This window comes from Paraburkholderia sp., assembly GCF_035948235.1.
Lineage (GTDB): Bacteria > Pseudomonadota > Gammaproteobacteria > Burkholderiales > Burkholderiaceae > Paraburkholderia.
The window spans coordinates 12,703-26,418 of the sequence record NZ_DASZJJ010000242.1; the positions used below are offsets into that span (position 1 = coordinate 12,703).

At 66.0% G+C, this 13,716-nt stretch carries 14 protein-coding genes; 3 read left to right on the forward strand and 11 right to left on the reverse strand.

Annotated features, from left to right (window positions below):
* Positions 1–24: 24 nt before the first annotated feature.
* Together tmk and mltG are read right to left on the reverse strand one after the other, a co-directional pair.
* Entirely contained in the window at positions 25–645 is a 621-nt protein-coding gene (tmk, locus tag VG320_RS21080; RefSeq protein ID WP_027814690.1) for a dTMP kinase, read from the reverse strand.
* Complete coding sequence (gene mltG / locus VG320_RS21085) at positions 646–1,656, reverse strand: endolytic transglycosylase MltG (protein ID WP_327202006.1); 1,011 nt, start codon at positions 1,654–1,656, stop codon at positions 646–648. It lies immediately after the preceding gene.
* A gap of 77 nt (positions 1,657–1,733) precedes the next feature.
* Between mltG and VG320_RS21090 the strand changes: the two genes are divergently transcribed.
* Together VG320_RS21090 and VG320_RS21095 are read left to right on the forward strand one after the other, a co-directional pair.
* Positions 1,734–2,750 (forward strand): folate-binding protein, encoded by a 1,017-nt coding sequence (locus VG320_RS21090; RefSeq protein WP_327202007.1) that lies wholly within the window; start codon positions 1,734–1,736, stop codon positions 2,748–2,750.
* A gap of 57 nt (positions 2,751–2,807) precedes the next feature.
* Positions 2,808–3,653, forward strand: a complete 846-nt coding sequence (locus VG320_RS21095) for an NRDE family protein (protein ID WP_327202008.1) — start codon at positions 2,808–2,810, stop codon at positions 3,651–3,653.
* 3 nt (positions 3,654–3,656) lie between these two features.
* Here the strand turns inward: VG320_RS21095 and VG320_RS21100 are convergent, their stop codons facing one another.
* From VG320_RS21100 to VG320_RS21125, 6 genes are all read right to left on the reverse strand, one after another.
* On the reverse strand, positions 3,657–4,619 hold the full coding sequence (locus VG320_RS21100) for an alpha/beta hydrolase (protein ID WP_327202009.1): 963 nt from the start codon (positions 4,617–4,619) through the stop codon (positions 3,657–3,659).
* A 35-nt stretch (positions 4,620–4,654) separates the two neighbouring features.
* The gene (locus tag VG320_RS21105) at positions 4,655–5,551 is read right to left on the reverse strand and encodes an SDR family oxidoreductase (protein ID WP_327202010.1); all 897 of its coding nucleotides are present in this window, start codon (positions 5,549–5,551) and stop codon (positions 4,655–4,657) included.
* Positions 5,552–5,649: 98 nt separating this feature from the next.
* On the reverse strand, positions 5,650–6,648 hold the full coding sequence (locus VG320_RS21110; RefSeq protein WP_327202011.1) for an NADP-dependent oxidoreductase: 999 nt from the start codon (positions 6,646–6,648) through the stop codon (positions 5,650–5,652).
* Positions 6,649–6,723: 75 nt separating this feature from the next.
* Positions 6,724–7,218, reverse strand: coding sequence for a PaaI family thioesterase (locus tag VG320_RS21115; RefSeq protein ID WP_327202012.1), 495 nt, complete (start codon positions 7,216–7,218; stop codon positions 6,724–6,726).
* Between the two features lie 20 nt (positions 7,219–7,238).
* Positions 7,239–7,541: a Dabb family protein gene (locus VG320_RS21120; protein WP_327202013.1), complete on the reverse strand. Its 303-nt coding sequence runs from the start codon at positions 7,539–7,541 to the stop codon at positions 7,239–7,241.
* 62 nt (positions 7,542–7,603) lie between these two features.
* A complete protein-coding gene (locus VG320_RS21125) occupies positions 7,604–9,082 on the reverse strand; it encodes a PLP-dependent aminotransferase family protein (RefSeq protein ID WP_327202014.1) in 1,479 nt (492 codons plus the stop codon).
* 203 nt (positions 9,083–9,285) lie between these two features.
* Between VG320_RS21125 and VG320_RS21130 the strand changes: the two genes are divergently transcribed.
* Complete coding sequence (locus VG320_RS21130) at positions 9,286–9,672, forward strand: hypothetical protein (RefSeq protein WP_327202015.1); 387 nt, start codon at positions 9,286–9,288, stop codon at positions 9,670–9,672.
* Here VG320_RS21130 and VG320_RS21135 read toward each other — a convergent pair.
* The 3 genes from VG320_RS21135 to VG320_RS21145 form a co-directional block, all read right to left on the reverse strand.
* Positions 9,669–10,847 carry an acetyl-CoA C-acyltransferase gene (locus VG320_RS21135; protein WP_327202016.1) on the reverse strand — a complete coding sequence of 393 codons (1,179 nt, stop codon included), beginning with the start codon at positions 10,845–10,847 and terminating at the stop codon, positions 9,669–9,671. The two genes, VG320_RS21130 and VG320_RS21135, sit on opposite strands and share 4 nt — an antisense overlap.
* Positions 10,848–10,911: 64 nt before the next feature.
* Positions 10,912–11,547 carry a bifunctional nicotinamidase/pyrazinamidase gene (pncA, locus tag VG320_RS21140; protein WP_327202017.1) on the reverse strand — a complete coding sequence of 212 codons (636 nt, stop codon included), beginning with the start codon at positions 11,545–11,547 and terminating at the stop codon, positions 10,912–10,914.
* A gap of 29 nt (positions 11,548–11,576) precedes the next feature.
* Positions 11,577–13,673 (reverse strand): 3-hydroxyacyl-CoA dehydrogenase NAD-binding domain-containing protein, encoded by a 2,097-nt coding sequence (locus VG320_RS21145; protein WP_327202018.1) that lies wholly within the window; start codon positions 13,671–13,673, stop codon positions 11,577–11,579.
* Positions 13,674–13,716 lie beyond the last annotated feature (43 nt).

Below are 13,716 nucleotides of genomic sequence, written 5' to 3' on the forward strand. Positions count from 1 at the left end.
ATGCGCGAAGAAACGCAGCGCAACTCAGAACGCGGCGATCACCTGTTCGAGCTTGCGGCGGATCTCCTCGATGCTCTGCGACGAATCGACGATGGCGAAGCGATACGGCGCTTCTTCGGCGCGGCGCAGATATTCGGTGCGCGTGCGCGTGAAAAACGCATCGGTTTCGCTCTCGAAACGGTCCGGCGCGCGCGCGGCGCCACGGCGCTCGCTCGCGGTATCGGGGTCGATGTCGAACAGCACTGTCAGATCGGGCTGAAAACCGCCCTGCACCCAGCGCTCCAGCGTTTCGAGCTTGTCGCGCGGCAGGCCACGCCCACCGCCCTGGTAGGCAAAAGTCGCGTCGGTGAAGCGGTCGGACAGTACCCAATCGCCGCGCGCGAGCGCAGGCTCGATCACGCGTGCGAGGTGCTCGCGGCGCGCCGCGAACATCAGCAGCGCCTCGGTTTCGAGATCCATCGGCTCGTTGAGCAGGATCTCGCGCAGCTTCTCGCCCATCGGCGTGCCGCCCGGCTCGCGCGTCATGACAACGGTGCGTCCGGCGGCGGCAAGCTTCTGTTCGAGCTGCTCGCGAAACCACGCCAGATGCGTGGTCTTGCCCGCGCCGTCGATGCCCTCGAACGTGATGAATCGGCCCCGCGCCATTTAGTTACCCCGGATGTACTTGTCGACGGCTTTGTTATGGTCGACGAGATTGTCAGAAAAAACGCTGCTGCCGTCGCCGCGCGCCACGAAATACAGCGCGGCGGTCGCGGCCGGATTGAGCGCCGCCTGCAAGGAGGCGGCGCCGGGCAGCGCGATTGGTGTCGGCGGCAGCCCGAGGCGCAGGTACGTATTGTAAAGAGTGTCGGCCTGCAGATCGCGCTTGTGCAGATGCCCCATGTAGGTTTCGCCCATCCCGTAGATCACCGACGGATCGGTCTGCAACGGCATGCCCACCTTGAGCCGGTTCGTGAACACCGCCGCCACCTGGGCGCGGTCGCCGGCCTTGCCGGTTTCCTTTTCGACTAGCGAGGCCAGCGTGAGCGCCTCGTAAGGCGACTTCAGCGGCAAGCCTGGCGCGCGCGCGGCCCACACCTCGTTCAGATGCGTCTGCATCAGCTTGTAGGCGCGGCGGTAAACGTCCAGATCGCTCGAACCCTTGTCGAACAGGTAGGTGTCCGGGAAGAACAGACCTTCGCCGCTGCCCTGCGGCGCGGGCGGCGCGCCGATCGCGGCGAGCAACTGCGCGTCGCTCATGCCGGCGGTGTCATGGCTGAGCGCCGGATTGGCGTCGAGTTCCTGGCGCATATGCCTGAAGGTCCAGCCTTCGATGATGGTCGCGACGTATTCGTTGACGTCGCCGAGCGCCATCTTCTGCAGCACTTCATAGGGCGTGATGCCCGCCTTGAACTCGTAATTGCCCGATTTGAGCTGGCTTTGCAGGCCGAGTACGCGCGTCATCAGCACGAATAGCTGGGGCTGAACCGGCACGCCGCCGCGGCGCAACTGCGTGGTGACGCTGCGCACCGAACTATGTGGCTTGATGGTGACGTCGAGCTGCTGGACGGCAAGCGGGATGGGCTGCGTGGCCCAATATGCGACGCCGCCCGCGGCGGCTGCGCCGAGCACCACGAGCGCTGCGCCCGCTGCAAGGCATTTCTTCAGAAGGGACATGGAAACATGACTCTGGGGGACCTCATATAATAACCGCTTGCCCTCGCTAAAGTCAGGATTGACTGTTCCCCGAATCCATGAACGCACCGCTCGCTGCACAACCGACCCCCGACACCCCCTCCGCGGCCGATTTCGACGCTGTCCTCAAAGGAGGCGGCTACGCGATCCTGCCGCAGTTCGGCGTGATCGACGCCAATGGCGACGACGCGGCCAGCTTCCTGCATGGCCAGCTCACCAACGACGTCCAGCATCTCGATGTCGCGGGCGCGCGCCTCGCGGGCTACTGCTCCGCCAAGGGCCGCCTGCTCGCCTCGTTCCTTACCTGGAAGACCGGCGAAACCATCCGCCTGCTGATTTCGAAGGATGTGCAGGCTCCGGTACAAAAGCGCCTGTCGATGTTCGTGCTGCGCGCCAAGGCCAAACTCACCGACGACACTGACAAGCTCCTCGTCGTCGGCCTCGCCGGTGAAGTGCGCGGCGCGCTCGCCCGCGTGTTCGACGCGCTGCCCGACGGCGTGCACGTCAAGGTGGACGACCCCGCCGGCACGCTGATCCGCATGCCGGACGCGGCTGGACGCCTGCGTTATCTGTGGGTCGGGCCGAAGGAAGCCGTCGAGGCGAAGCTCGCCACGCTCGGCGACGAAATCAAGGCCGTGTCGCCCGCCGTGTGGGACTGGCTCGACATTCGCGCGGGCGAACCGCGCATCACCCAGCCGGTGAGCGAGCAGTTCGTGCCGCAGATGGTCAACTACGACGTACTGGGCGGCGTGAACTTCAAGAAAGGTTGCTATCCGGGCCAGGAAATCGTCGCGCGCAGCCAGTATCGCGGCACGATCAAGCGCCGCACGGCGCTGGCGAGCGTCGCGACCGGCCTGGACGCCGCGCATGCGGGCGTCGAGCTGTTCCACTCCGACGATCCGGGCCAGCCCTGCGGCATGATCGTGAACGCCGCGGCCTCGCCCGAAGGCGGCGTCGATCTGCTGGCCGAGATCAAGCTCGCCGCGCTGGAGACAGGCAGCGTGCATCTGGGTGCCGCCGACGGGCCGGCGCTGCGCGTGCTGCCGCTGCCCTACGCCTTGCCCACCGAGGTTTGATGCCTTGACGCCGCGTTTGACGCAACACGTCGCTGCGCCCGAAGGAGACCGCGCGCCATGTGCCTGATCGTATTCGACTGGCGACCGCGCGCGAGCGACGGCGCGCTCTTCACGCTTGCGGCCAACCGCGACGAATTCCTGCGTCGCACCGCCGAGCCCCTGCAATGGTGGGCCGATGCGCCCGACGTGCTGGCGGGCCGCGATCTGGTCGGCGGCGGGACATGGCTGGGGATGACGCGCGGCGGGCGCTTCGCCGCGCTCACCAATTACCGTGCGCCGCACGAGATGCGCCCCGACGCGCCCACGCGCGGCACGCTGGTCTCGCGCTGGCTTACCGGCGCAGCCGATCTTCCAGACACGCCGCTTGGCTATCTCGAAGCGGTCGCGCGCGAAGGCGATCTGTACAACGGCTTCAATCTGATCGTCGGCGACTGGACGCGCCGCGAGCTGGCCTGGTACTGCAATCGGGCCGACCGTGCACCCGCCCTGCTGCCCGACGGCACGCACGGCATCTCGAACGCCGTGCTCGACACGCCCTGGCCCAAGCTCGTGCACAAGCGCGCCGAACTGGCGCAGCAAGTGGCGAACGGCCCTGACGTGCCGCTGGATACGCTGATCGGCGTCATGCGCGACCCGCGCACCGCACCCGACGCCCAACTCCCGGCCACCGGCATTCCGCTGGAGCGCGAACGGGCGTTGTCGGCGGCTTTTATCGATACGCCCGACTACGGCACGCGCGGCACGACAGCGCTACGCGTGCGCATCCGTGGCGAACATCTGGACGTGGAAGCTTGCGAGCGCAGCGACGACGACGGCTCGCATCGCATTACGCGCCCGGGCAGTTTCGAGCGGCATGAGCGCTACACGGTCAGCGCGACGGTCGGCAGTCTCGACCCGGCCTAAAACTCACCGCGCGGAATCGAAGGCCTCGCGCAACGCCTGCGTGGCCTGCGCGTGAGCGCGCCGCGCTTCCTCCACGAAGGTCCCGAACTTGAAGAACTCGTGGATCATGCCTTCGTAGCGCACCAGGGTGACGACGTTGCCCGCCGCGCGTAGTTTCTCTGCGTACGCCACCCCTTCATCGACGAGCGGATCGAATTCCGCCACCGCGATCCATGCAGGCGCCACGCCATGAAAATCGGGCGCGCCGCCCGTGCCGTCGAGCGGTGCAAAACGCCAGTCGTCGCGATCGGACATGTCGCGCACGTAGTGATTGAAAAACCACTGGATCGTGGGCGCATCCAGCAGATAGCCATGAGCGAAGCGCCGGTGCGAACCCGTCTGCTGATGACTGCCCGTGCCCGGATAGATCAGCAGTTGCAGCACGGGCGCGATGCCCGCGTCGCGCGCCATCACGGCGCACACCGTCGCCAGCGTGCCGCCCGCGCTATCGCCGCCTACCGCCAGGCGCGCCGGGTCGATGGCGAATTGCGCCGCATGCGCGTGCAGCCACGCATAGGCGTCGAAGACGTCGTGCACGGCGGTCGGGAACTTGTGCTCGGGCGCGAGCCGGTAATCGACCGACAGCACCGCGCAGCGCGCGTCGTGAGCGAACATGCGGCACAGCGCGTCGTGGGTGTCGACGCTGCCCACCGTGAAGCCACCGCCATGAAAATAAACCAGCGCGGGCAGCAGCTCGGACCATTGCGGCTCGACCGGCAGATACAGCCGCGCGCGAATCGATGCGCCGTCGCGCACCGGCACCTCGATATCTTCGACCGAATGCATCGGCGCGGCCGGAATGTCCAGCACCGATGCGCTCTTGTCATATGACGCGCGCGCCGCCTGCGGCGTGAGTTCGTGGTACGGCTTGCGGCCCGCGCGGGCTACAAGATCGAGTACGAGTGCAATTTTCGCGTTCAGCGGCATAGGCGTTCGTGGCGTGCCCGTGGCGAGGCGAGGCGCTATTGCGAGCGCGACTCCTTGACTTCGGGCTTGAGCGAGAGCGGATCGGTGGGGTTGCGCAGCGTCTCGATGTCCTCGTGACGCAGCTTGACCGACGCGAGTATGCCCGGATGCGTGAAGATATAAAAGCGGCCCTCGCGCACGGCGTCGAAGGTGAGCTTCGCCACGTCCTCGGGCGTGAGGCGGCCCGAGCGCACGGCCCGCTGCAATTGCAGATCGGCGGCCTGCTGCGAGCGCGTGGGCGGCGCGTCGTTGCGCAGATCGTCGGGACGGCTGCGCTCGGCGTTGGCGATGCCGGTCGGCACGAAGGCCGGGCACAGCAGCGAGCAGCTCACCTGGCCACCTGCGTTCGAGCCAACGCTCTTCAGGTCGTGATAAAGCGTTTCGGTGAGCGCCACGACGGCGTGCTTCGAGGCGTTGTAGACGGCCATCGCGGACGGCGCGAGCAGCCCCGCCACCGACGCCGTATTGACGATATGCGCACGCTCGCCCTGCGCGAGCATGGCGGGCGTGAAGCTGCGCACGCCGTTGGCGACGCCCATCACGTTGACGCCGAACACCCAATCCCAGTCCTTCGCGCTGCTTTCCCACACGAAGCCGCCCGTGCCCACGCCCGCGTTGTTGAAGAGCAGATGAACCTTGCCGTAGGTGTCGAGCGTGGCCTTCGCGAGCGCGTCCACCTGCGCCGGATCGCGCACATCGGTGCGCACGCCGATCGCCTGCGCGCCCTGATCGCGCATCGCCGCAACCGCGCCTTCGAGCGCAGCGGCATCGACATCGGCGAGCACGAGCTTCATGCCGAGCGCAGCCGCCTGCTGCGCGAACGCGCGGCCAAAGCCGCTGGCGGCGCCGGTGATGACGGCCACGCGGCCTTCGAACTGGAACGGATCGGACACAAGCGTCTCCTCTGTGGTTCATTAGGACTGCATGAGTATTTTCATGCGTCGAAAAAACAGGCCGGCGCAACGAGAGCCGGCCTGGGTGTGCTGCCCGCTCAGATCAACTTGACGAGCTGCTTGCCGAAGTTCTGCCCCTTGAGCATGCCGAGGAACGCGCTAGGCGCGTTTTCCAGGCCTTCGGCCACCGTTTCGCGATAGACCAGCTTCTTCTGCGCGACCAGGCCGCCGAGTTCCGTCAGCGCCTGCGGCCACACATCCAGATGCTCGGACACGATAAAGCCCTGCACCAGCAGACGTTGCGTGAGCAACAATTGCGGATACTTGAGCGGCACCGGCTCGCCGTCATAGCCCGCGATCATGCCGCACAGCGCGATGCGCCCAAACGCGTTCATGCGCGCAAGCGTGGCGTCGAGCACCGCGCCGCCCACGTTCTCAAAGTAGCCGTCCACGCCGTCCGGCGTCGCGGTCTTGAGATCCTGAAAGAGATTGCCGGCCTTGTAGTCGACGCAGGCGTCGAAGCCCAGCTCTTCCACCACGTAGCGGCACTTGTCCGCGCCGCCTGCGATACCCACGGCGCGGCAGCCCGCGCGTTTCGCAAGCTGGCCGACCACGCTGCCGACCGCACCGCTCGCCGCGCTCACCACCACGGTTTGCCCCGCCTTCGGCGCGATGATGCGGTTCAGGCCGTACCAGGCCGTCACACCCGGCATGCCGACCGGGCCGAGATACGCGGAAAGCGGCACATGCGTCGTATCGACGACATGCAGATCGCTGCCATCTGACGTGCCGAATTCCTGCCAGCCGCTCATGCCGACCACCTTGTCGCCGACCTTGAACTTCGGGTTCTGCGACTCGACCACCTCGCCCGAGGTGCCACCGATCATCACCGAATCGAGCGCCTGGGGCGCCGCGTACGACTTGCTGTCGCTCATGCGGCCGCGCATGTACGGGTCGAGCGAGAGCCAGTGATTGCGCACGCGCACCTGACCTTGCGCGAGCGGCGCAAGCGGCGTTTCGACGAGACGGAAGTTATCGACGCTGGCGACGCCGTCGGGGCGCGACGCGAGCAGGATCTGGCGATTGGTCTGGGTCATGGCGTTCGGAATGGCTTCAAGAAAGCGCGGCTTGCACCGCGCGGATGGAAAAACGGCGATGGCGAGCGGAAAAGCTCAGCCGTCGCTGGGACCGGGCGTCGCGTCCGGGTCGCTGCGCAGGCGCTGGCGCACCACATCGCGGCCCACGGCGAGACGCCGCATGTACTTGAACGTGCCAAGCGCCTTGGCGACGAAATGGCCCTCGCTGTCGCGGATTTCGCCTTCGCAATAGGCCATCGTGGTCGAGCGGTGCAGCACGCGGCCATAGGCGCGCAATTCGCCGCGCCCCGGCTGCATGAAATTCACCTTCATTTCGACGGTGACGACGCCCACGCCGTCGGCGGCGACACTACGCGCGGCCATCGCTAGCGCGATATCGGCGAGCGTCATGGTCACGCCGCCGTGCGCCACCTGCCACGTATTCATGTGGCGCGGCGCGAGCGGCAACAGCACTTCGCTGGCGCCATCGCGCGCGCTCACGAGCTTCGCGCCGAGTTCATCGACGAACGGGCTTTCGATCGTGGGCTGCTGGTTAGCAGGCGCGGTGCCGTGCTTTGCGTCTTGCTTCATATCGACGGTCATGGCTTCAATCACGCCACGTAATCGACGCACTGGCGCGTTTCGACCACGCGTTTGGCGAAGTCCTTCACCTTCTGGTGCTCGGGGTGAACCTGATAGGCGTCGAGCGCGGCCTTATCGGCGAAATCGGATACGAGCACGAGGTCGTAAGTCGAATCGAGGCCCTCGCCCGCCAGGCCCACTTCGAGATGCAGCGTGCCCGGCACCAGATCGCGGCAGCCTTCGAGCAGCGTGCGGAATTTCGCGACGTTTTCGGCGCGCGTTGCACCTTCGGCCGAATCCTTGAGCTTCCACATCACGATATGACGAATCACGTAATCACCTTTTCTGTCTGTCTTGAACGAAAGAGCCGCGCCGCGAGGGCGCGAAACTGCCGTCATGATAACCGCGCGCTGTGCGATGCGAGAGCCGCCAACCGGTGCGCAATCGCGCCGATGCGCGCGAGCGCGGCGTCGGCGCTCTGCGGGTCCGGCCCCGGACAACTCACGCGGATAAACCGCTCGAAACGGCCCGAATTCGAGAACACCGTGCCCGGCATGATGCGGATGCGCTCGGCCAGCGCGGCATCGAACATCGCCATCGAATCGACACCTGCCGGCAACTCGATCCAGAACGCCATGCCGCCACTGGGCGGCGTGAAACGCGTGCCCTCGGGAAACGACGCGCTGATGCCCTGAGCCATGCGTGCGCGCTGCAAACCCAGACGCTCGCGCAGACGGCGCAGATGCCGCTCGTGCGCCTGGCTCTGCAAAAATTCGGCCAGCACGGCCTGCGAAAGCGGTTCGTTCAGGCGCGATTGCGCGAACTTGAGCATCGCAATGCGCGAATGCCAGCGCCCGCCCGCCATCCAGCCCACGCGCATGCCCGGCGCGAGCGTCTTGTTGAACGACGTGCAATGGATCACGCAGCCCTGCGTGTCCCAGGACTTGAGCGCGCGCGGCGGCGTCTCGCTCTCCACCAGTTCGCGATAGGGATCGTCTTCGATCACGGCAACCCCCGCTTCAGTACACAGCTCGACAATGCGCTGCTTGTGCGCATCCGGCATCACGCAGCCAAGCGGATTCTGCAGATGCGGCACGACCACCAGCGCTTTCACACCCGCTTGCTGGCGCAGCGCAAAATCGAGCGCCTCGATCGACAGCCCCGTAGTCGGACTCGCGGGGATTTCCAGCGCGCGCAAGCCGAGGCTTTCGAGCACCTGCAGCAAGCCATAGAAACACGGCGATTCGACGGCGACGGTGTCACCCGGCTGCGTCACCGCGCGCAGCGCGAGATTGACGGCCTCGGTGCCACCGTGGGTCATGACGATTTCGTCGGGATGGACGGTGAACCCGGCGGCAAGCGCCCGGCGCGCGATCACGGCGCGCAGGTTGGGGTCGCCCCGTTCGTGGCCCGGCGCGGTCAGCAGGTCCGGGCGATGGCGCAGCGTGCGCACGGCGATCTTCTGTAGCGCTTCGCCGGGAAAGAGCGCATCGGCGGCGGTTACGCCGCCCAGATTGAGCGCGTCGGGCACCTGCTGCCAGCGCGCGACGAGCGCCGAAATACTCGCGTGAATGCCGACGAATTGCGCTTCGGCTTGCGCTTCCTGCCAGTCGGGCTCGCGCGCCGCAGGCAGTGTGCTGGCGATGGCGCGCACGAAATAGCCTTCACGCGGACGCGCCTCGATCAGCGCCTCGCGTTCGAGCACGCGATAGCTTTCGGTGGCGGTGGCGAGACTGACTTCGTGCTGGCGCATGAAGGCGCGCATCGACGGCATACGGTCGCCCGCGCGCAGTACGCCGCTTTCGATACTGCGCCGGTATTGGCCGGCCAGTTGCCGGTAGAGAGGCTGATTACGCTGAGGCAGGACGTTCATCGGTCGATGATGCCAGACGCGCGGCGTACCGCGACAGATACACGCAAGCGACGGTTGCACCGGTACAGCACGCACCGCACAAGCGCTGTAGCGCAGCGATTGATGCCGTCCTGCGGCTGTTGCAGGCAAGCGCGCACTTTTAAGCTGGGTGCCTGACTTCGCATCATTTCGCCTCATTTTCGCTTCACGACCGGATATCGACCATGCACGACTCGTCACGCTCGGAAAATGGCATCCTGCCCGCCAATACACGCACGATCGCGCTCGTGCGCGGCGCGCTCCAGACGATCGAGTTGCGCCGCGGCGCGGCAATTGTTGCGCTCGAGGGCGAACTGCTGATCAGGTATCGCGATGCGTCGCTTGCCTCGCTTGGGCAGCTCGCGCCAGAACAGACGCTGCGTCTGCAGGAAGGCGAGCAATACATCGCCCGCGAGCGCACCTTTTATGCCGTTAGCGCCGCGCAAGCGAGCGGCGCACGCTTTCTGATGCAAGCGCCGCACAGCCCCGCCCGCGCCGCATGGACGGCGCTGGCAAAACGACTGTTCCGGGCGGGCGCGTGGCTGCGCGCCCGCCCGCGAACACAGGCTTAAACGACCTCGAACAGACCCGCCGCGCCCTGACCGCCGCCGATACACATCGTCACGACCACGAGCTTCGCGCCACGGCGCTTGCCTTCAATCAGCGCGTGACCCGTCAGACGCGCGCCCGATACGCCATACGGGTGACCGACCGCGATCGCGCCGCCGTTCACGTTGAGGCGATCGGCGGGAATGCCCAGCTTGTCGCGGCAGTACAGCACCTGCACGGCGAAAGCTTCGTTCAGCTCCCACAGATCGATGTCCTCGACCTTGAGGCCCGCCTGCTTGAGCAGCTTGGGCACCGCGTACACCGGGCCGATACCCATTTCGTCCGGCTCGCAACCGGCCACCGCGAAGCCGCGGAAGATGCCCAGCGGTTGCAGGCCTTCGCGCTCCGCGACCTTGGCGTTCATCACCACGCAGGCGCTCGCGCCGTCCGAGAACTGGCTCGCGTTGCCGGCGGTGATGACGCCGCCCGGCAGCGCCGTGCGGATCTTCGACACGCCTTCGAGCGTGGTGTCGCCGCGGATGCCTTCGTCGGCGGCAATCGTCACTTCCTTCGTGATGAGCTGGCCCGTGGCCTTGTCGCCCACGCCCGCAAGCACCGTCATCGGCACGATTTCGTCGTTGAAGAGGCCTGCGGCCTGGGCCGCCGCCGCACGCAGTTGCGACTGCACGCCGTATTCGTCCTGACGATCCCTGGAAATCTCGTAGCGCTTCGCCACGGTTTCAGCGGTCTGCAGCATGCTCCAGTAGATTTCCGGCTTGTGCTGGTTGAGCCAGCCTTCGGCCATCATGTGGCGGTTCATCTCGTTCTGCACGCACGAGATCGATTCCACGCCGCCTGCCACGAACACGTCGCCTTCACCGGCGATCACGCGTTGCGCGGCCAGCGCAATGGTTTGCAGTCCCGACGAACAAAAACGATTCACGGTCATGCCCGGCACCGAAACCGGCAGGCCCGCGCGCAGCGCGATCTGGCGCGCGATATTGGCGCCGGTAGCGCCTTCTGGGTTCGCGCAGCCCATGATCACGTCCTCGATGCGCGCGGGGTCGATCTTCGCGCGCTCGACGGCGGCCTGCGTGACATGGCCGCCCAGCGTGGCGCCATGCGTCATGTTGAAGGCGCCCTTCCACGATTTGGCGAGGCCCGTACGGGCAGTCGAAACGATTACGGCGTCAGTCATGCGTGTCTCCAGCAAAATTTTGGATGCTGCGAATGGTGGCGTTGGACGTTCATCAAGGCGCTTTTCAAACGCGGCCTGCGAGCACATCGGCCGACTGCGCGCGCGTCACGCCCGCAGCCTGCAACTGCTCCCACGCGGCGGCCAGCGACCCGTTCAGATCGATGGCGCGCGAGGCGTCCTCGATCAGCACGGTTTCGAAGCCAGCGGCGCGCGCATCGAGCGCGGACCACGCGACGCAATAGTCGGTCGCGAGGCCACAGCAATAGACGCGTTTCGCGCCGGTCTCGCGCAGATAGCCCGCGAGGCCCGTGGGCGTCGTGCGATCGGCTTCGAGAAACGCGGAGTAGCTGTCGACGTCGGCGTGATGGCCCTTGCGGATCAGCGCACGCGCATGCGGCACGTCGAGATCGCGATGCAGCGCCGCGCCCTGCGTGCCCTGCACGCAATGCGTCGGCCACAGCACCTGCTCGCCATACGGCAGCGCGATGGTCTCGAAAGGCGCGCGTGCCGTGTGATTCGCCGCAAACGACACGTGCTCCGCCGGGTGCCAGTCCTGCGTCAGCACCACATGCCGGAAGCCCTGCGCGAGCCGGTTGGCGACCGGCACGACTTCGTCGCCGTGCGCAACGGCCAGCGCTCCGCCAGGCATGAAGTCGTATTGCAGGTCGATCAACAGGAGCACGTCGTCTGCGCTTCTCATGATGTCCGTCCGGTTTTAAATCGATGGGCTTAGTTGAACGTGCCGCCGTTTTCGGCCTTTTCAGCCAGCGAGGACGCGATCTGCCAGGCGTCGCCGTTGGGCTGCGCCGCGTAGCGGCGGATTGCGCGCGCCACGTTGTAAAGGCCGACCGTGTCCGCGTAGAGCATCGGGCCGCCGCGCCACAGCGGGAAGCCGTAGCCCGTCAGATAGACCATGTCGATGTCCGAAGCCTTCGAAGCAATGCCTTCTTCGAGGATCTTCGCGCCTTCGTTGACGAGCGCGAACACGAGGCGTTCGACGATTTCCTCGTCGCTGATCTTGCGGCGTTCGACGCCCGCTTCCTTCGAATACGCGACGATCATGTCATCGACGAGTTTCGAAGGCAGCGCGTTGCGCTCGCCGGCCTTGTAGTCGTACCAGCCCGCGACGGTCTTCTGGCCAAAACGGCCCGCTTCGCACAGACGGTCGGCGATCTTCGAATACTTGATGTCCGGCTTTTCCTGATAGCGGCGCTTGCGGATCGCCCAGCCGATATCGTTGCCTGCGAGGTCGCCCATGCGGAACGGCCCCATCGCGAAGCCGAACTTCTCCGCCGCGCGGTCGACCTGCGCGGGAAGCGCGCCTTCTTCGAGCATGTAGAGGCCCTGACGCACGTATTGCTCGATCATGCGGTTGCCGATAAAGCCATCGCACACGCCCGAAACAACGGCCGTCTTGCGGATCTTCTTCGCGACCTGCATGACCGTGGCCAGCACGTCCTTCGCCGTGTCCTTGCCGCGCACGACTTCCAGCAGCTTCATCACATTGGCGGGACTAAAGAAGTGCAGACCGACCACGTCTTGCGGACGCTTCGTGAATGCGGCGATCTTGTCGACATCGAGCGTCGAGGTGTTCGAGGCGAGAATCGCGCCTTGTTTGGCCACTTCATCGAGGCGCTTGAACACCTGCTCCTTCACGCCGAGTTCCTCGAACACGGCTTCGATGATGAGATCGGCCTGCTTGAGATCGTCGTAGGACAGCGTCGGGCTGATCAGCGCCATACGCGCGTCCAGCTTCTCCTGCGAGAGCTTGCCCTTCTTGACCTGCGCTTCGTAGTTCTTGCGGATCGTCGCGATGCCGCGATCGAGCGCTTCCTGCTTCGTTTCCAGCAACGTGACCGGCAGGCCCGCGTTGAGGAAGTTCATCGTGATGCCGCCGCCCATCGTGCCCGCGCCGATCACCGCGATCTTCTGGATATCGCGCACCGGCGTGGAAGACGGCACATCGGGAATCTTGCTCGCGGCGCGCTCGCCGAAGAAGGCATGGCGCAGCGCGTGCGATTCCGGCGTCTGCACGAGTTCGATAAAGCATTCGCGCTCGTAAGCGAGACCCTTGTCGAAGCCCTGCTTCACGCCTGCGGCGATCGCATCGACGCACTTCACGGGCGCCGGATAGTTCTTCGACATCGCGCCGACGGTGTTGCGCGAGAACTGCAGGAAGCCTTCGGCGTTCGGATGCTCGATCTTGCGGTTGCGCACGAGCGGATGCGGGCCTTGTTTGTCGGCGGCCTTGCGGGCGAAAGCGATGGCTTCAGTCAGCAGATCGCCTTCGATCATCGCGTCGAACAGACCCGACTTCGCGAGCTTTTCCGACGGCACCGGCGCGCCGCTCACGATCATGTTGAGCGCGGCTTCGAGGCCGATTGCGCGCGGCAGACGCTGCGTGCCGCCCGCGCCCGGCAGGATGCCGAGCTTGACTTCGGGCAGCGCGATCTGCGCGCCCGGTGCAGCTACGCGGTAATGCGCGCCGAGCGCCAGTTCCAGGCCGCCGCCCATTGCCACGCTATGGATCGCGGCCACGACGGGCTTGGCGCTCTTTTCGACTTCCTTGATGACGGTGTGGAGCGTGGGCTCCTGGGTCGCCTTCGGCGTGTTGAATTCGGTGATGTCGGCGCCGCCCGAAAAGGCTTTGCCTGCGCCCGTGATGACGATGGCCGTCACCGCCGCATCGCTGTTGGCGCGCGCGAGGCCCTCGACGATGCCGGTGCGAGTCGTTAGACCCAGGCCGTTGACGGGCGGATTGTTGAGCGTGATGACGGCGACGCCGTCGCGAGTCGTGTAATTCACTGCCGCGTTGTCCACTACCATTTGCCTGCCTCCATGCATGCGGGCCGCGTTGTGCGTCGCCGGC